This window comes from Pseudoalteromonas luteoviolacea H33-S (assembly GCF_001625695.1).
Lineage (GTDB): Bacteria > Pseudomonadota > Gammaproteobacteria > Enterobacterales > Alteromonadaceae > Pseudoalteromonas > Pseudoalteromonas luteoviolacea_B.
The window spans coordinates 142,972-161,666 of record NZ_AUXY01000071.1; the positions used below are offsets into that span (position 1 = coordinate 142,972).

18 protein-coding genes are annotated in these 18,695 nt (G+C 38.4%); 6 read left to right on the top strand and 12 right to left on the bottom strand.

Annotated features, from left to right (window positions below; translation table 11 throughout):
* Positions 1-899: 899 nt before the first annotated feature.
* Both N477_RS12190 and N477_RS12195 read right to left on the bottom strand, forming a co-directional pair.
* Positions 900-1,433, bottom strand: coding sequence for a hypothetical protein (locus tag N477_RS12190; RefSeq protein ID WP_063362126.1), 534 nt, complete (start codon positions 1,431-1,433; stop codon positions 900-902).
* Positions 1,434-1,441: 8 nt separating this feature from the next.
* The gene (locus tag N477_RS12195; protein ID WP_231098108.1) at positions 1,442-1,714 is read right to left on the bottom strand and encodes a helix-turn-helix transcriptional regulator; all 273 of its coding nucleotides are present in this window, start codon (positions 1,712-1,714) and stop codon (positions 1,442-1,444) included.
* Between the two features lie 545 nt (positions 1,715-2,259).
* On the opposite strand from N477_RS12195, the gene N477_RS12200 reads away from it, so the two are divergent.
* Entirely contained in the window at positions 2,260-2,688 is a 429-nt protein-coding gene (locus tag N477_RS12200; protein WP_155731877.1) for a hypothetical protein, read from the top strand.
* Positions 2,689-2,710: 22 nt separating this feature from the next.
* Here N477_RS12200 and N477_RS12205 read toward each other — a convergent pair whose 3' ends face one another.
* Together N477_RS12205 and N477_RS12210 are read right to left on the bottom strand one after the other, a co-directional pair.
* Entirely contained in the window at positions 2,711-3,451 is a 741-nt protein-coding gene (locus N477_RS12205; protein WP_081216474.1) for a LytR/AlgR family response regulator transcription factor, read from the bottom strand.
* A gap of 6 nt (positions 3,452-3,457) precedes the next feature.
* On the bottom strand, positions 3,458-4,498 hold the full coding sequence (locus tag N477_RS12210) for a sensor histidine kinase (RefSeq protein ID WP_063362124.1): 1,041 nt from the start codon (positions 4,496-4,498) through the stop codon (positions 3,458-3,460).
* A 193-nt stretch (positions 4,499-4,691) separates the two neighbouring features.
* Between N477_RS12210 and N477_RS12215 the strand changes: the two genes are divergently transcribed.
* Complete coding sequence (locus N477_RS12215) at positions 4,692-6,539, top strand: haloalkane dehalogenase (RefSeq protein WP_063362123.1); 1,848 nt, start codon at positions 4,692-4,694, stop codon at positions 6,537-6,539.
* 508 nt (positions 6,540-7,047) lie between these two features.
* On the top strand, positions 7,048-7,329 hold the full coding sequence (locus N477_RS12225) for a hypothetical protein (protein ID WP_063362121.1): 282 nt from the start codon (positions 7,048-7,050) through the stop codon (positions 7,327-7,329).
* A gap of 278 nt (positions 7,330-7,607) precedes the next feature.
* Here the strand turns inward: N477_RS12225 and N477_RS12230 are convergent, their stop codons facing one another.
* Together N477_RS12230 and N477_RS12235 are read right to left on the bottom strand one after the other, a co-directional pair.
* Positions 7,608-7,943: a hypothetical protein gene (locus N477_RS12230; RefSeq protein ID WP_063362120.1), complete on the bottom strand. Its 336-nt coding sequence runs from the start codon at positions 7,941-7,943 to the stop codon at positions 7,608-7,610.
* A 292-nt stretch (positions 7,944-8,235) separates the two neighbouring features.
* The gene (locus N477_RS12235; protein ID WP_063362119.1) at positions 8,236-8,442 is read right to left on the bottom strand and encodes a hypothetical protein; all 207 of its coding nucleotides are present in this window, start codon (positions 8,440-8,442) and stop codon (positions 8,236-8,238) included.
* 407 nt (positions 8,443-8,849) lie between these two features.
* Between N477_RS12235 and N477_RS12240 the strand changes: the two genes are divergently transcribed.
* The 3 genes from N477_RS12240 to N477_RS12245 all read left to right on the top strand — a co-directional run bounded on the left by N477_RS12240 (position 8,850) and on the right by N477_RS12245 (position 11,509).
* Positions 8,850-9,977: a DNA alkylation repair protein gene (locus N477_RS12240; protein WP_063362118.1), complete on the top strand. Its 1,128-nt coding sequence runs from the start codon at positions 8,850-8,852 to the stop codon at positions 9,975-9,977.
* 370 nt (positions 9,978-10,347) lie between these two features.
* Complete coding sequence (locus N477_RS26015) at positions 10,348-10,506, top strand: hypothetical protein (protein WP_155731878.1); 159 nt, start codon at positions 10,348-10,350, stop codon at positions 10,504-10,506.
* Positions 10,507-10,639: 133 nt separating this feature from the next.
* Positions 10,640-11,509 carry a CPBP family intramembrane glutamic endopeptidase gene (locus tag N477_RS12245; protein WP_063362117.1) on the top strand — a complete coding sequence of 290 codons (870 nt, stop codon included), beginning with the start codon at positions 10,640-10,642 and terminating at the stop codon, positions 11,507-11,509.
* 66 nt (positions 11,510-11,575) lie between these two features.
* Here the strand turns inward: N477_RS12245 and N477_RS12250 are convergent, their stop codons facing one another.
* The 6 genes from N477_RS12250 to N477_RS12275 form a co-directional block, all read right to left on the bottom strand.
* Complete coding sequence (locus N477_RS12250) at positions 11,576-12,259, bottom strand: hypothetical protein (protein WP_063362116.1); 684 nt, start codon at positions 12,257-12,259, stop codon at positions 11,576-11,578.
* Positions 12,260-12,403: 144 nt separating this feature from the next.
* Positions 12,404-12,937 (bottom strand): hypothetical protein, encoded by a 534-nt coding sequence (locus N477_RS12255; protein WP_063362115.1) that lies wholly within the window; start codon positions 12,935-12,937, stop codon positions 12,404-12,406.
* Positions 12,938-13,172: 235 nt separating this feature from the next.
* Positions 13,173-14,522, bottom strand: coding sequence for a HAMP domain-containing sensor histidine kinase (locus N477_RS12260; protein ID WP_063362114.1), 1,350 nt, complete (start codon positions 14,520-14,522; stop codon positions 13,173-13,175).
* Positions 14,515-15,204: a response regulator transcription factor gene (locus N477_RS12265; RefSeq protein ID WP_063362113.1), complete on the bottom strand. Its 690-nt coding sequence runs from the start codon at positions 15,202-15,204 to the stop codon at positions 14,515-14,517. The genes N477_RS12260 and N477_RS12265 overlap by 8 nt, the downstream gene beginning before the upstream one ends.
* An 82-nt stretch (positions 15,205-15,286) precedes the next feature.
* Positions 15,287-16,615, bottom strand: coding sequence for an alpha/beta hydrolase-fold protein (locus tag N477_RS12270; protein WP_063362112.1), 1,329 nt, complete (start codon positions 16,613-16,615; stop codon positions 15,287-15,289).
* Between the two features lie 393 nt (positions 16,616-17,008).
* On the bottom strand, positions 17,009-18,652 hold the full coding sequence (locus N477_RS12275) for a hypothetical protein (protein WP_063362111.1): 1,644 nt from the start codon (positions 18,650-18,652) through the stop codon (positions 17,009-17,011).
* Positions 18,653-18,695: the final 43 nt, after the last annotated feature.

Consider the following 18,695-nt stretch of genomic DNA (forward strand, 5'->3'; position numbering starts at 1 on the left):
TTAAAGGTGCACCTTCAGATGTAATTATTATATTATTACTTTCGTTTCAAGATTTCTTTTAGAATTGATGCGGGGCGGCCAGGTCCCTTAGGTGAACGAGAGTTTCCGGCGAAAATATTTTTACAGAGTTTTTTATTAAGCTCTTTCATCGATCTTAAATCCTTTCATTTATTTATAAACGTTTATTAATATATATTATTTTTATAGCCGAAATATTAGCTACTTAATAATTCTAATTGTTGCTTTCTTTCCGGTAAGTCAGGTGAACGAGGATTGACTCCTCCATAAATATACTTTAATGTGTTAATGTTTAGTTTTTTCATAGTTTAATTCCCTCTATTTTGCTTTTAGTGCGTATAATAAAAAGAAGGCACAAAGCGAAGCCTGTATCTTTGTTATGGTTTAGTTATTAAATATGTTTTGATGTATCAAATGCTTTATCAATGGTTTTTATTATAAAATCAAGTTGGTTTGTATTTTATTAAAGAGTCAAGAAATATTAAATATTTTATATTTCTTGATGGAAAATAACTATTTTATATAAACTCGCTTAAAAATTTATAACTGGTTTTTATATACAAAGCCTCATTATTTAACCTAGACCTAATTTTTTAATTGTGTGGTTGAAAAACTATTATCTATAGAGCTTACCTCAGTGTTTGAAGGAAAAGAAACAGTCTGTGTCTGAGGCAAATCTGGAGATCGAGAGTTACCTCCGATAACTTCTTTCGAGTGTTTTTTAGTTAAGATCTTCATTCTTTTGCATCCTTATTTGATAGTCATTTATTTAAATTCAAAACTTTTAGCTTTTATAATTTTCAAGCTAGTCATGCAGTTTTAAAAGATGACTTTCTCAACTTTAAGCAACACGTTTTCCCTAAATGATTATGCCAACGTAATTATGAATTAGCTTCTTCAGTTCCTAGTTCTCTTGATTCAGCTTTTCGTGCATAAGATAACAAACATGTGCACAATACCAGTTGAACACATAAAACAATATTGTCTCTAAAATGCAACTTAAAGTAAGCATTACTAATATAGGAATACTTATAAGCCATTACTTCACACCAAGTGACTAAATTAACAAGTATAGCTAATATAAATACGAGAGCAATCATACATTCTTGAGAGGAAAGTATTTGCTTATCATGCACTTGCTTGTAAAAGTCTATGTTGGTTTTTTCATAGATATATAATGCTAAATTCCTACGATAAACTATTGGTAACATAAATACAACATTTACGCCCGCTTGAAAAAGATAGTAATGAGTGTTCCATTGTGAGCTTATAGGGTAAGAAGCTAGATTAAATATTATTACTACGGCATATGAAATTATAAACCATCGTGCTGAAGCTGATTTCCAACTAAGTAGGAGACCTAGGGCTACAAAAGCTAATTGTCCATGATCTACCAGTGAATAAATTTCATACATGATTTTGGTTACTCCTTTTCTTGTTGTCTACTAGTAACTGTTGAAGATTTAAATTCGAATACTCCACTCAAATCCTTACCAAATATGAGAAATAGCTCAAACAGTTGAGTGCATGTCATATCAGTTTTGCCAGACTCATAGTTACTAATTGATGCTTGGTCTACACCGAGCTTTTTCCCTAATTGTTCTTGTGTCCATTTTCTTTCTTTGCGCAGCTGCCGCATTGAGCGTTGGACATACGCTCTAAAGTTTTCTGTCTTGATCCTTCTTGTGCTACTCACCACCACACCCTTGTACCTCCTCCTTAATCGATTGTCGTAAATTATCAGCTGATACTCTTATTTGCAACCAAAACTTAACAAAAGCCCTTTTAAATTAGCACTTTATAAAAGTATTTATAAAAAATTTAGGGGGGTAAGTATCAATAGTGAAGTAAATATGCTCTATTTTTGAGTAAAGAATTCCACACATCACAGCTGAATGAGATGTTGAGAAATGAGGGTATTGCATAATGTAATTCTATGAATTAGTAAATCGTTATTCGCTAAGTACGAGCCACATATCTTTATTAATAAGGTCAGCAAAGGAGTGCCTTCGCTATTAGTGTAGGTTAACTTTATTTTTGTTTACACTCGTTTGCATTTAAATCGAATCGTTTAAATTGGTAGTTTTGAATTTATATCTATGATTATCAATAAAAATATAAGATATTCAAAGTTAAAGCTCTTCTCATAATAAAGGTTTCTATTGTGAATTATGCAACTGTATGGTTGTTTATTACGTTAATTGGATGGTTGTCATTCAAAGTAATAAATATGGGAGAGCTGTGCAGATGCTAAATGATGAGATTAAGATAGATACACCAGGTTGGTTTAAAGTTTTGCATTTGAGTGCACTGTGCATTATCTCTATTTTACTCGCCACCGCTTTGTATATGGGGAACTTGAGTGATCTTAAGCTTACCTTTACTGAAGCACTTAAGGCACTTTTTTACTCGTATCTCGTATTTACTGTGTTTATGAACATAAAATGCTTAAAGTACTACAACGCACATTTTGTTATAAAAAATAATAAAATTAGTTTTTATAACAAAGGAGTGGTTACCCAGTATGGTCCGCAGGAACTGGAGTTTGAACAGAACGTGATGTCCGGTGTGTATAAGGTACAAACAGCAAAAGGGCAGGTGCTGTCTATCATGCATAGTTGGTTACCAGGTAGTCAGATATTGGTGTCAGCGATTGGGCAAAGTCGATAAACCTCGTTTTTAATTTAACTTGTCAGTCATGGTGTGCGATACGGGCTTTTAATGTGCTGACAAAACCCCGTGAAACCGGAATGTCTTCATCTGTGCCTGCAAGTCGAACGAAATGTTTGCGCGCTTGATATTTAAGTTCTACGAGCCGTGTGGCATTGATGATGTAACTTCGGTGTAGTCGATAAAATTGCGAGTCTGGTAGTTTTGCCTCAAACCCATCTAGGGTTTTTTCTGAGATGATGGTCTCTGTGTTGTGTATGTGTTTACCCGATTGAGTTAAATGCACTCGACGATAGCGGCCAATGCTTTCAATATAATTGATATGGTTAAATTCAATGATTTTTTGCTCAGCATGATCGCTGAGGATAAGGCGTTCTGTGGATATATGTGCCTGATAGTGTGCATGTTGATTAAGCATTTTATTGATACTTCTTATGATGAGCTCAGGCCTTGCAGGTTTGACTAAATAGTCAATGGCCTTGGTATCAAAGGCTTTAAGGGCATAGTGTTCGTATGCGGTCATAAAAATCAGCTGATAGTTTATTTCTTGGGTCGCTTTGGCAACATCAAAGCCATTTAATTCAGGCATTTCAATATCCAGAAAGACGATATCAGGGCGTTTAATCATGATTTGCGCTATGGCCGATTTACCATCTGAGGCTTCGCCAATAATTGTGAGGTCATCAAAACCCTCTATCACATCCTTTAAATTTTGTCTTGCAGCGGGCTCGTCGTCGACAAGGATCACGGTTTTTGTATTCATAGTTGCTCAATGTAATGCTGGTATTTGAATAAACGCACTGGTGCCTTCATGACTGGATTGTAACGCAAATGTGGCTTGGCCTTGATAGTGTAATTTGAGGGTTTCAGTTGTGATGCGCAGCCCTTCACCTTGTGCAACTTGGCTGTCATCAAATTGAGCGCCGGTATCTTGCACTTCAATCTGTAGGTTTGAGTGCTTTTTTTCAATAATGATACTGATGTGGCCCGCCTTAGCGTAGGGCGCAATGCCATATTTCACCGCGTTTTCGACAATCGGCAACAAAAGTAAAGAGGGGACAAGCAGTTGTTCCAACTCGTTGTGGCAATCAATATCAAAGGTAAGCCTATCGGCAAAGCGTTTTTGCTGCAAAGCTAGATACAACTCAGCCAGTTTTAGCTCTTGTTCAAGGGGAATAAATTGCTGTTTGGCCTGCTGCATGGCTTCTCGCAATAGATCACTCAAATCGTAAATTAGCGCTTTGGCTTTTTGTGGGTGATGTGTTACTTCGCTGGCAATGAGGTTCAGAGTATTAAACAAAAAATGCGGGTTAGATTGCATTTTCAGTATCTGTAGTTCTGCTTTTTGTGTCTGTAGCTGAGACTGAAAGTGATAAGTTTGCTGTTTAAACATGAGCATCACCGCAATGTAAACCAAGGTTTCAAGTAACATAATGACAATAGGTAAAAAAGTCACTTGAGGGGCAGCAGCGCTGTTGATGGGCAAGTTCACAATAGGGCCAATCAGCGCATAGAATACAATGATGAAAAACGGTCTAAATAGCCAAACATTATGGCGCAGATTTACAGTAAACAGCCGCGCTAAAACAGGTTCTAAGATATTAAATAAAAGATAACCTGCGCAAAACCCGCTCCAAACCTTGAATGTGGCCTGTGCAAATAAGTGCGGTGTGAAGGCATCAAGGGCAAGTAGTACACACGACAGCAGCAAGATATTGAACCAAGGCCAAATGAGTAAAAATATCCAAGCTTGTGTTTTTCTTTTGTTATACAGCCCAATTTGGCTCGGTGGCATATCGAATTTATTCACTTAGTATTCCAGCAGTTCTCGATATATTTGCATGGTACAAGCAAACTCGTTTTGATGATATGCCGCGAAAACACCATTGATACAGACTTTTACACCATCTGCACACAACTGGCTACGCGACAGCTTTTTACGGTGATATTCCTATGCCTAACACGACAAGCAATTGTCTGCAAAGGCATAAGGAAAAACAAACATGATTTATAGCATTCGAGAAAAACAGTTTAAGTTGAAACACTCTGCGGCGGCTTTGCAAAAAGTATTTGGGGTGTGCTTGTTAAGTGGCTTATTAGTGGCATGCAGTGATAACGATGATGAAGTTATCACAATTGAAGAAACCGCCGCTCAAACACCCGTTGAGACGAGACCTGTCACAGGCCCATTAAGTGAAGCGTGTTTAGAGGCAGAGATTAATACGTTGACTACAGCCAAAGGCGTGGAGTTTATTAGAACACCAGATACCTGTTTTGATGGCTTACCCGACTATGACTTTTCAGCTAACTATATAGAGCTAGAAGGACTGAGACTACATTATGTTGACGAGGGGCCAAAAGATGGGGAAGTTGTACTGATGCTTCATGGTCAGCCGAGTTGGTCATATCTATATCGTAAAATGATCCCTATCTTAGCGGATGCAGGTTATCGAGTGATTGCTTTAGATAATATGGGGATGGGTAAGTCGGACAAACCATTAAATACGGCAGTACATCGATATGAGCATCATGTGACTTGGACTAAGGCATTTATAGATCAGTTACAGCTCACAGATATCAATTTGTTTGTCCAAGACTGGGGCAGCCTTATCGGGCTGAGAATAGCGGGTAATATGTCTGAGCGCTTTGCCAGAATTGTGGTCGCAAATGGCGATATGCCAATTATCCCAACAGGCAGTAACCCTTATCAGTTGCCCAGCTTTGAGATTGATGAATCAATCACTGCAGATGCCAGTACGTTTTTTGATTCTCGCTCGCGAGATCGTGTTGAAGGGTTTCAGCAGTGGATCAATTATGCAGCCAGTGTACCTGAGTTATTGGCGGGTGATGTGGTTCAAAAGCTCTCAGCAATTGAGTTAAGCGATGCTGAAGTCACAGCGTACAACGCGCCGTATCCAAATGTGCAATACAAAGCGGCAATTCGCGCATTTCCGTCCATGCTATCAGGTATTGAGATGCAAACGTTACCTGCGTGGCAAACATTAGGCGCTTATCATAATCCATTTATGTTTAACGCTGGTGAATACGATACGGGGCTTGGGAGCGAATCTAACCAACAAAAATGGGTTAACCATGTTCCGGGGGCTGCTGGCGCTGACCATCGCCGTTTTCCTGCAGGGCATTTTATTCAGGATGATGTGGGGGAAGACTTGGCGCTGCATTTTTTAGCGTTTATGCAATCGACCAAAGTGCAAGAGCCGCTTGTCACAGGTGGGCCAAGCTACAATATGCGCTACTGTGAAATTTTATTGCCTTATCAGCAAAACGGCAAAGTCGTTGCGCAAGTGTGGGGCACCCCAGGGGTTGATATGTGCCGTCAAGCACAGTGGGATGCCATTGATTTTGATGAAGTTGCACTGCAATACGATGCGCTGAGTGCAATACCAAATGGTCCGCGTTTTTTTGTGGTGGACGAAAGCCGAGGTGGTGACACAATTACACTGGATGCAGATACTGAATTTCGTCAATTTGGCGACATCAAAATGCGCCTGCTAACCACCGCTGATATAAGCGCTGCAGGTGGTGAGCAAGCGCAATATGTTGCTGGTAAGGTAGCTAGAAGTAATACTTGGCATTTTTATCAAGGTAGACGGGTATATGAAATTACCGATAACACTGGGCAAGTTTATGTAATGCAATCGTTCAGCCGCATTTTGGATGCGTCATTGCAAATGGATGATTTAACGAATTTAGGAGAGCGACTAAACTTGCCTGAAGGCTGGCACTATTCAAGTCGTATACTGACTGAACCACTGAACGTCACGGCTGTTAACGGTGTAGCGTATGTACTGCAAGATGAGCTGGGTAATAGTTACCAGCTGGTACAGTAATAGCCCTAGTTACCTCGCCACTGCGCGAGGTGACGAATATGAGTCGATTATGACTTTTTTTGTTTTCTAAAAAGCCGTTTTGTTGCATTCCAGCTTTGCCAGCCGATAAATAAGAGCCCACCAAATAGAAAAGAGTAAATTGCAAATGTGGCTATTTTGACAATAAACACGATAAGTAAAATAAAAAATAGTGATAGACCAATAAGGAGTTTTGGAGATCTGGCAAGGTATTTAGCTAGTAAAAGAGGTAAAAACAGCTTTAAAAATCGCTCTGTTCTATGAGCCTTCATAGTGTGACATCCTTGAAATCTGATTAAGCAATAAAACACATCCTAAAGTATCAGCTTAATGAAGGTTAGACAAATTTGAATTGAATCTAAATGAATTCGTAAAGGTTTATAATATTTTATTTTATTGCATTATTAACAACCCCCATTTAAAGTTCTGCGCTTTTACAAGCCTATTTAAATTAATAATAAATGCTATAGGCAAGTTTGGATGAGTAAAGATGTATAAAGCGGTATTATTGTTTAAGTTATTATTCATGTCATTTTTTACGCACTCTGCTGCAATTGAACTTTCAACTGGGGTGGGTACGCAATATGGCGGGATAGGTGGTCAGCAATTGGCTATTCGCTTAGATGAAAGCAAATATTTTGTAGCAATTGGTTTTTTGGGGCGTCTGCTGGCGCACAATATCAAATTTCTGATAACTCACGTCATACTATGGGTGTTAATTTCGGTAGGTTATTGGGTATTCTTCGTGATGACACCGATTATGTTGCATTAACTTATAACTATCATTTGACGGGGTTTCATAACTCAGGTTTTGAAATAGGCACTGGTCTAGGTGTATACCATAGGGACGAATCCACTTTCTTATCAGGTATAGAGATTGAAGAAAAAACGACTGAGCCGACATTGATTTTCAATATTGGCTATAAGTTTTGAGTGTTCGCGGCTTAGGTAACATAGCTTAATTACTTCGTAGTTCTGTCGTATTGTGCTTTTAAAGCATACTGTTATTGATCACGATGCCCATTTAGGCATCGTGTTGCCGTCTGTGTATTACTGGCTGAAAATACCAGTGTGCTTGGTTGAGAAAGGCAAGATCTCTTTATCTGAAAAGTGCACCTTGTAACATGGGTGAGTGCTCCATAAGCCATTTGTTTGGCGAGTTTCATAGTCAACACTAAAAGCGACTATCTTTTTATCTGCGTTCTGTAATTGAGACGCAATATCACAATATCGAACATAGATATCGCGCAAGGCTTCAAAGAATTTACCGCTGGTGATCGGCTTTTCAGATATGATTTCATGATTTTGTTGAGTCAATTGCTCTAACGCATCTTCAACATTGCAGTGCCCAACATTTGCCATATTAGCAGGTTTGGATTTTCCCATGTGAAGCTCCTTTTTGTCTCATTGTATTTTACACTTAGTTTACATCTCAAAAGCCCGTGTGTTCAAGGTATCAAGTATGAAATATGAGTAGGTATTGATCTCGAGCAGAGTTATCTTTGCTCCTCTATTGCTTATCGTTATGGGAATGCATGCACGCTATTTTATCTTTTGGGAATGGATTGATAGCGTAAAATATCGTTTGCGGGGCGGAGTTATTTACTGCTGACTTAGGTATCACTAGCAAGATTAAAGCGAGCATGCCATTAGCTGGCATACTCACATCGCTATTCAATTAGCACAGACAAGACCAACCGATTCTGCAGCTTGCATCATCAGATGCATGACAACACTTTGAATTGTTCGTTGCACATCTTACAGTTTGCTGGCAGCCATAGGCTTGTGTGAAGTGTGCACCTGCGACTTGAGGCGTGACTCCATTTTCTAACCCTTTATCATTTGAAAGTGCTTTTAAACTTTTTTTTTGTATTTTTAATTTCATTGGAATTTCCTTTTGATGATTTAATAATGCCTTCGAGTTTTTATAGATTGGCATATTTTAGACGCATACCTTATGCGATCTGTGTGTTTTATATAATACAAAAATAGTGAATACAATTTTTTTAGGCCTATTTATGATTTAGGTTTGAATAGTATTGTTAATGGGTAGGGTTGAAAGTATTAGTAAAGTATTTTCCTGGTGATTTAAAATAACTCACTAAAAAGTAGGTAAAGCTAAAGTTTTTATTTTAATAAATGAGTTAGCGATGAACTCGAGCTATCAGCCACTATGTTTATATGCGCTCAGCTTGAACTTTAAGTGGCAAAATAAGACGCTTTTTTTTGTGCTGCTTTGCATGTATGTTTACTCAATAACAGAACTAATGCGCCTTAGAGTGTTTAAATATCATGCCAGAACCTTTCAAAAACGTTTTTAATTTAGATCTAGTGCATACCATGGCACGCCACTTTCAACGTATTTATCCTGACTTCTTTTATGATGCGTTTATAAAAGAGATTAGTCTTGACTTTGATAGCCTTGAGTTTAAGCAGCGCAGTAACCGAATTTGTGACGTTATGGAGATGTATTTACCGCAAGATTTTGAACAAGCAGCACGTATTATTGAGCTGTCTTTGGGAGATCAAATCGAAGGGCAATGGAGCTCTGCGGTAAGCGATAAAAATGGTATCTCTGGCTGGGCAGTTTTGCCTATGGCTGACTATGTGGCTAAAAGGGGCAGGGCAGATTTTAAGCGCTCTATGCATTTACTAAAAGCACTGACAAAACGAAACACAGCAGAATTTGCGATAAGATACTTTTTGGAAACAGAGCCAGAGCGTACTTTAGAAGTGATGAAGGCATGGGCACTTGATGACAATATTGATGTAAGAAGGCTTGCAAGTGAGGGATGTCGCCCAAGACTTCCTTGGGGCTTACGCTTAAAAAAGTTTGTTAATGATCCTGAGCCCGTCATTGAGCTGCTGTCATTGCTCAAAGATGATCCCAGTGAATATGTAAGGCGATCTGTTGCAAATAACTTGAATGACATCGCTAAGGACCACCCCGATAGGGTGTGTGAAGTGGCCATTGAGTGGTTGCAAAATGCAAGCCCTGAGCGAACTGCATTGATAAAGCATGGCTGTCGAACATTGGTTAAAAATGGTCATGTTGGTACTTTAGAGGCGCTTGGTTATACAGCGGCTCAGTTATCGAATGTAAAACTGAGTACCTCTGCACCCAAACTTAAATTTGGTTCTTACATCGAATTGATGGCAAACATTGACAGTGGCGATAATAAAACGCAATCACTCATGATTGATTATATTGTGCACCATCAAAAAGCCAATGGCTCGACATCACCAAAAGTGTTTAAATGGAAAACTCTAGAGTTAGCGCCTAAAAGCCAAATTTCGTTGAAAAAGCGCCATACAATTAAGCCCATCACGACTCGCATTTATTACCCTGGTTTACACAAAGTTGAATTGCAGATAAATGGTAAAGTGGTTGCCGATACTCAGTTCGAGCTTGAGATGTAAATCTGCAGCTGATGAGAATACTGCTATGTGCTTAGTTGATGGCATACATAACGGAGTGTTTTGTTGAGAGAAATAGTTGCGAATTTAGCGGCATCGATTGTTTTTGCATTGCCTAGCGTGTTTTTATGCTCTGAGTGCAATGAATTATTTTGAAGAGACTAATTTTTATAGCGCTGTCAATTTTGCCGAATATGATAAAATTTCAATATTATAAATGACTTATAAAACAGTTACCTAAAAAGTTAGATACATAATCGAAACATTTCAAGCTTGCATTGTGTACATTAATTGAACACAGTCTTGTTTAGATAAGCGATGTACTTACTGCATATCTACATAAAAACAATCTAATTTAACAACAGGACTTATTATGAAGCTGAACAAAGTAAACTTAAAACAATTAAGCAGCACTAAAAATTTAAACGATAAGCAAACACGCCAAATTGGCGGTGGTGCATCAGCGTATAGTCGAGACTTTGGTGCTTGCCATACTGCCCCTGTATTTTGCCCAACAGCGCAAATTTGCTAATTGACCTAAGCCCAGTTTTACTGGGCTATATTTTACTATTCAATTGGCTTGAACCATCGTACACTCTCACGCACCACTTTGTAAAAACAGCATTTTTTCTCCTAGATGAGTGAAAATTTAAGTAGTTATTGAGATGAATTCACTTTTTGAACTGTTTGGCTTAACCCTGAGTGCAAACATAGTCTTATCTTTTCTTCCTGCTTTGTTAGCGATTTGTGCTGTGACCTTTGCTATGCAACGTACTGCACTCGTTTTGGCCTTTATTTCGCTTCTGTGCGCTTATAGTTTTGGCGTTGTTGAGACTTATGGTGTGATTGGCGTGCTAAGTTTGTTTTTAATGAGCTATGGGTTTAAATACTGCAAACAAAGTGGAGTTCGCTGGCTGCTCGGCATAGGCATATTTGTCGTTTCTATCTTATTTTTTGTTCATGCATTCCCCGGGTTTAATAACCCACTAGTGATTGAGTCTTATTTGGTCAGCGAAAACGCAGTGCCGTTCTCTAAACATTTAAACTTTGACAAACTCATGGTGGCTATTGCGCTAATGGTGCCAAGCATGCGCGCTAGCAATAGCAAAGATATGAATCAGGTTTTGGCTGTATCAACCGTGGTAATTTTATGTGGACTAGCGGGTGGTGTTATGTCTGGCTTAGTTGAGTGGGATCCAAAGCTGAGCCCCATATTAATAGGCTGGGTAGTCACTAATTTATTTATCACTTGTTATGCAGAAGAAGCGTTTTTTAGAGGGTTTATACAAACTCAAATGCACAAGGCTTTTCAACATCAAAGATATCAGCAAGTGCTTACGATAGCGTGCTCAGGTGCTTTATTCGGTATTGTGCACCTTCCAGCAGGGATTGCATATGCCTTAATCGCGACGCTGTTGGGCGTCGGTTGTGCTTATGGCTATCAAAAAACCAATAATATTCTAGTGCCTATTTATATACACTTTGTGTTTAACCTCATGCACTTTTGTCTGTTTACTTATCCGTTTTTAGCTTGATGTAAGTTGCCCTATACCATTTTGGTAATTGGGCACTCACATTTTGGCGTGTCATTCATATATGCTTTAGCGCTGGTAAATAACAATGGTTTTTTTCTGGCCGTTGATCACTTGCTCATCAAAAAACATCTTACTACTGCCTTGCGCAGCAAGCATCAGTGGATGCAGGCTGATGTCGTCTTGCTCTAATGAAAACTCGACTCGACAACTATCACTGCGACATTCTTGGGCACTGATCTGTACGGAATCATCAAACGTGCCACGCAAGACTGTTTCGACATCTTCAAGAGCTGAGGTCATATGCGCATCCCAAGCAGGATCATGGCCTTGGCTGTAAAACGAGTTTTCTGCTTGCATAAAGTCCTGTCGCGCATTGCTATCTGAGATGGCAGCTTGAAGCTGTGCCTGCGGAATAGGTCGAGCTAATGACTGAGTAGATGGCATAGCTTGAGGTTCGAGTAGGTTTAACCGGTTTTCTACTTCAGTGAGTCGGTTATTCATATTCTTTAAGGTATTGAGTAATGCGGTTTGTGTTTCAATTAGTGAATCTATATCACCGCGTGTCGAAGCTTGGCTATTAATGTTGTTTGCAAGTGTTTGCTCACTGTTTAAGTCTGACTCTAATTTATGTTCTGGGTCACTTTTTCTAACACTGTGTGATGCGCTTGATTGACTATCTATTTTTAAATAGCTCATGGTGAAAAAAGCTGTGATGATTGCCGTGAAAAAAATACTGACAATTATTTTCATAGTGAGCTTACCTTAAACGTTTTTATTATATGGTCATTATTAAGGTTAAATTTTTAAAGCGAACAGCATACAAAGCTCGCTTAAGAGTGAGTGCACCTGTGAGTACACTCACACTGTATATACAATAAGCTTAGTTTTTAATGCTTAGAATGTACCTGGCTCAAGTCCTTTCGGGTAAAGTTGATACATATATAATTCATCGCCGCGGCTTAAACGACAAGCAAAGCCATAATATCCATTGGTGTTCGAACGAGTTGATCTCACGTATAAAGTACGTTTACCCGTTTGATCTGAAAAGTCGGTGTCTGAAAACCTTACATTACCAAACAGGTCATAGGCCGTTAAACTGCATGCCGTAGTGCCATTAAAGCTCGGTATTTGGCTATTTGTGCTACCAAAGCTAAGGCCTACTTCTTTATCTAAAATAAATGCTTCGACGCCGGGGGTTGGCGTGTTAGTTGGTAATACGCAAGAGATAATTGTTAGATCAGAAGTCGCTCTGAGTCCGCCTGAACCATTTGAAATCCCGCCGCTTCCAGCTGTTTCTGTGGTACCTACTAGGGTATTACAGGCAGAGTTTGCAGCGAATACATCAACTGCCGCAAAAGACGGAGTTGCAAGTAAAGCTAATCCTGAGAACGATAGTGCTTTTAGTAAACTATTCTTTATTTTTATCATTTTTAATATCCTTGTTTGATTTTAATGGCCAATGAATTATTTTTTCATTAGCAGGCCTTGTTACGATAGTTGCATTTATGAGGATCACATGTTGCGAAGATAAATATAAATTTATTTGTGTTTTATATAGTGGTGGTGGTATTAATTTATTTATATATTTATGATTTTTATGAGGAGGGGAGGCCTTAATTTGGATAATTAAGGCTCTTGATAAGTGAGCATTTACTGCTGCTTTTTATTCAGTTTTAAAAGCAATTAATAATGAAGCTTTAAACCCTTCAGCTGTAGCCTCAAGCTTTAAGTCTCCTTGGTGTGCAGCGACAATAGCATTTACCAACGTCAAGCCTAGCCCAAGCCCATCATTATTGTTGGCGTTTGAGCCTCTTACAAATCGGCTTGTCAAATTATCAAGCTCCTTCTGCTCTATAGGCCCGCAAGCATTTTGGATTGAAATCATCAATGTGTGCTCTTTGATAATTGTTGAAATCGTAATATCAGACTCATCAGGTGCATACTTGATTGCATTATCTAAAAGATTCAGCACGGCTTGGAAAATTAAGTTTTTGTCTACAAAGGCCTTTATCTGTTTGAGATTCATCAGCAAGTTTTGCTGTTTTAAATCGGCCAGTGGCGACAACAAATCAACAGAATCCGTGATAATTTCTTCTATATTAGATAGCTCTTTTATCAGTCGTGCATTGCCTGATTCTAAACGCGAGATCCGCAGTATGGAGTTAAATACTTCGGTCGCGTTATCAGCACTACTTTTTAAAGTTATATATTCGTCATGAGGAATATTTAACGCTTCTATCTGATGTGCGAGTTGGGTCAAAGGGGTTTTTAGCTCATGTGCTAGGGTGTTGGACATATTAGTTATGTCGCTGACTTTTGCTTCAATGGTTGCAAAAGTCTGATTCAATTGCTTTGCAAGACGATTAAACTCGTTGTTGTCCTCATTGACCGGTATCCTTTTGGATAAATCTCCTGTTTTGCTAATGGACTCGGAGATAAGGCTGATATTGTTTATTTTTTTATAGATTTTTCGTGCTATGTACAGTGTCGACAACAAGAAAGCACATATGATAATTAGCGTTATTAATAGGCTAAGTGCTAAGTAATTATTTGCTTGATCTGCGACTTCAGTTGCTTTATTTGCTGGCTTAAAAAGCTTTTCTTCTATCACTACATATTTACCGAGCTCTAAATAGACGAGAGTCAGCTTCTTACCTGCGGACGGGTTAATATTGAATGTGACATATAACTTGTCTGAACTTATGAGCTCTGCGGCTTTACTCACCTCTTGTTGTAACCAAACAGACGATGAAAAGCATTTTAACTTATTGAGCGTTAAGAACTTAACACTAATCCATTTGGGGCTTTGATCGAGGTATTGCTTCAACGCAAAAGGACCGTCTTTAATATATAGTTTGCGTAACTTACAGTAAGGACAATCGGGGGCCAACATACTGCGAATATTCTCTTTCTGCTGTGATTCAATTTCTTTATAAATCGGAAAAAGCATCACGAGTGTTACAACGCAGATAGCGGCATAAATCAAAGCAAGTCTGCCGATATAACTACTCATGATTAATTTTTTCCAATGTGTAGCCAACACCTCGTAATGTTTTGATCACACACTTTGTGCTTACCGATTCTATTTTTTTCCTGAGGTTGCTTATGTGCACATCAATTATGTTGGTATTCGTATCAAAGTTATAGCCCCATACTTTTTCCATCAACATGGTGCGTGAGAAAGCTCTATTAGGTTGACGAATAATAACTTCTAATAAACCAAATTCTTTGTTTTTTAATTCGATAATTGAGTCATTAGCGCTTACTTCGCGAGAGATGAGGTTTAACGTTATGTCTTGAAACTGAATTGTAGATGTGTCGTTTGTCTGCGAAGTTTTATGGCGGCTCGCTAAGATATTTACTCTGGCTTCTAGCTCGCTGAACGCAAATGGCTTAACCAAATAATCGTCTGCACCCGAAGTTAGGCCTGTTACCCGCTCATCCACGTCAGACAGGGCTGATAAAATGATAATCGGAACTGAGTTATTGATTGCTCTAAGTCCCTTAATAATCGCAATACCATCGAGTTCTGGCAGCATTCTGTCGACAATGCACACATCATACGGGTGCTCTATTGCGAGTGTAAATCCGGTTCTCCCGTTATCTACCCATTCAACATGGTGACCTGCTTCTTTAAACCCTTTGGATATATATTGCGCTATTGATGTATCGTCTTCAATTAATAAAATATTCATGCCATATATTTTTATATACTTGTCTAGATTTAAATAAAATTGTGCTGAAAACCTTGAGCCTAATACAATTTAAGCATACAGCCTAATCACTATTTACTGCTTGAGCTTGAGTTCTAAGCTGCTTCTCAATGTTTACTTTTTGATTTATATAATGTGCTATATTAGGGTCTTTATTTACTTTAGCAATATCTAGTCCTTTTGAGTTTTGCTTTTTTGCGGCCTTATATAAACCCGCGGCCAGATAGCTTTCGCTGAGTTTATAGTACGCATAGGCTGATTTAGGCTGTTGTTTTACCCATAGCTGTCCTAGTTCAATTGCTTCATCAAAGCGACCTTCTTTTCGCAACATTCTCGTTACTGAGCGAAGGCTGTTGGCGTTTCTTGTGAGGTTGGAATACGGCTTTACTTCGAAGCCAACATAATCACTAAGGGTCTTATAATGTTGCATTAATTGCTCTGTAACAGTGCCATTCTGTGGGTTTTCACGCATGTGATTAAGTATGCTGCTTGAGTCGAACTTTGCTCGAGGGAAAACTAAATCAAGCGCGGATAGCAGCCCTGTTACAGCCATAGGGTAATGACCATAGTTTTCTATGTGTTCAGCCTTTACTTTAAAGTTTTTAAATGGTTTTAGGGCGTTAGTTATCGTCTCTACATTTTTTTGTTGGGCGGGTTGTTTGTCTGCCTCTCGCATTGACGATGCAACGTATAAAATGCCCATATGTTCAGGCTTTTTACTTAATGTTTCGACCAAACTATCTATCAAGGTCTTTTCAGGTGTATATCCCATGCCAATGACATCTGTTGCCGCAAATAGAAAATGCGCGTTAAATAATTCGGGCTCGGTGATCAAGCTGTGCATGGCAAAGCTTGCTGTGGGTGACATGCCTATTAACGCCTTAAAAGAATTGGTTCTATAGTGCTTGTCAATAAGTGGTATCAGTTCGTTTTTTAAGAAGTTAAGGTAATCATCTGCGCCGTTTTTATCAGACCAGAATGCCTTATCCTTTGGATCATCAGACCAACCACTTTGATTGCTGTACAGTTGCGGTGTTATACCTTTGGCATAGTGTTGATCAATGGAAACAACGATTGCTTCTGGCATTGAAGCAGTTTGGCTAAGGTGCTTAACTACACCTCCCACCAACTCAGAAAGTGTCCAGCCGTCTAGGGTATATATCACTGGATAGCGGATATTATCAGCCCCTAGGTCATAATCTTTAGGCAAATAAACATCGACCCTTTGGCTGTTCTCTAATACCTCAGATAAAAAATGAAACTTAATCGCTCCGTTAGTGCAGTCTTTGCAATATTCAATGGGATCAGTACTGCTACTCCCTTCGACGTCAGTTGGAAATGCCAGTGCAAGTGTGACAAGAGAGATACTTAAAAAATGTATTAGATAGGCCATGATATTTATTATTTTTAGTCTACTTAAACTTCATAATAATTATCAAAAATTAAATTATCCAGCTTTAAACATTAAACTTATTTAATGATTCTTTGGGAGGGGTTTATTCAATGTGAGTCGTTTTATTTTTGTCATCAGAATTTCAGGCGTTTTAAAATCTTAATATGTAGTGGGTTAGCAAAAATTGCCGTCAATACCAACGTTGAGTATAGTTAATTTAATTAGTAATAGGGTTAATTACCCACTTTTAAGGGAGTAGTGTAGGTTATTTTCTGATTAAAGATGAGCAAAGCGCAGATCTATATGGCTATAAACTTGCGCTTTAAATAAAAAGGTAATGGTGATTTAGTAGCGATAACCTGTCTTAGCCACAATCAAAGCCATTACTTAATTTTATGAGCTACATAGATAATTTATACTCAGTTGTACATTGGGTCTTAATTCTTTGAACTTAGCGATACTGTCGCACTGAGATAAATCAGACATATCATGTTGGTATAAAAATAGGTTTGTTAAGCTTTTCATTTGCAATAAGGGGTCAATGTTTAGTGCACCATTTGAAGTGAGTGCTAGTTTTTCTACTTTATCCATTGTTGAAAAGAAGGATAAATCTTCAGAGTCATTAATTGATAAACTAACCCAATTAAGATTAGCGGCTTGATTAATAAGTGCTATGTTCTCTAAGTCAGAATTTTCGATGGATATTAGTTGTAAGTTAGGTAAGGGTGCAAATGCTCCATAGGTTAATGGTGTATCTGTAGAGCTTGAAACTCGCTGTAGGACAATATGATTTAAATTAGAAAGAGCAACTGGGAAGTTAAAGTGAGTTGGGTCAAAAGAACCAGAAGAGAAATTTAGCCTCTCTAAGTTTTCAAGTTGTTGTAACTTTGAAAGCGGAAAGTTATTAACTAATACAAGGCGCAGCTCTTTCAGGGTGCTCAGTGAACCGATAGTCTCAGCTCTATTATCATTTTCAGAAATTGTGAGAATTTGTAAGTTTAAATACTCAAGCTGTTTAAATGTCTTTAGTACATCGAGTGGGCTTTCCTGCACGCGGTCCCAGCGAAAAGACTTTAATTTAGATAATGAATATAAATGTTGGTAACTGGCTTCAAGTTCTGCTTTTATCAGAGGGTCGTCGTTTATAAACCTTGAAGTGAGTGAGAGCTTTTCCAGCTCGGTTAAGTGTTGTATACCATTAAAATCACTGATTGGTGTGCCAGTCAAATATAGAGATTTAAGGCTGGGCATATTTTCAAGGAAAGAAAGTTTACCGATGTAATCCACAAAGGCGAAATCTAGTCTAGATAAATTCAAGTGCTGTAGCTTATGAAGACTCTCTAGTGCAGAAAAATCAGTTACTTTTCTTTGGTATATTTTACCGCCTTCTGCACCTGAGCTGGGCGCGCCTTGTATGCTCAGTGTCTCTAAATTTGTGAGTGTAGAGATAGGGTCTAAGTCTTCAAAAAGCATTGGCCAGATATGTAAACTTTTAAGTGACTCCATGCCTCTTAAAGGTTCAATAGATTGAATATCGTTACCAAAGTCAATATGCAGAACTTCTAGATTTTTCAAATTTGAGAGTGGAGATAAATCAGTGAGTTGCTCGGTATCATAGTCCCAATAGCCCCCCGTTATTTGGAGCTCTTTTAAATTGGGTAACTTATCCAAACCACTGATATTATTTACAATGGTTGATTTATTATCAAAGTCACAATTCAAAACTTCAATGTCTTCTAGCGTCTTCCAGCCGGATTCTTTGGCCGTTCTTTCTATACAATATTTTAAGTGCTCTGAAACGACTTCCTTAGGAGCGACTAATGTTGCGTCTTCTGAGATGCTTCCACTGTCATCAATATTGCCAGTTTGGCTGTTATTCGCGGAATCTGTCTGAGTGTTCGAATTGGCTGTAGTACTTGTTTGCTGCGTATTAGCAAGTGTACTTGTTGGTGAGTCTTGAGATGAACTGCTGCCACCTCCACACGATGCGACCATCCCGGTAGCGCAAAGCGCCAAAAGTATATTTCTTAGTTTCATTATTTTTTCACTTATTTCAGCTTTCCAAATTGCTGATTTTTAA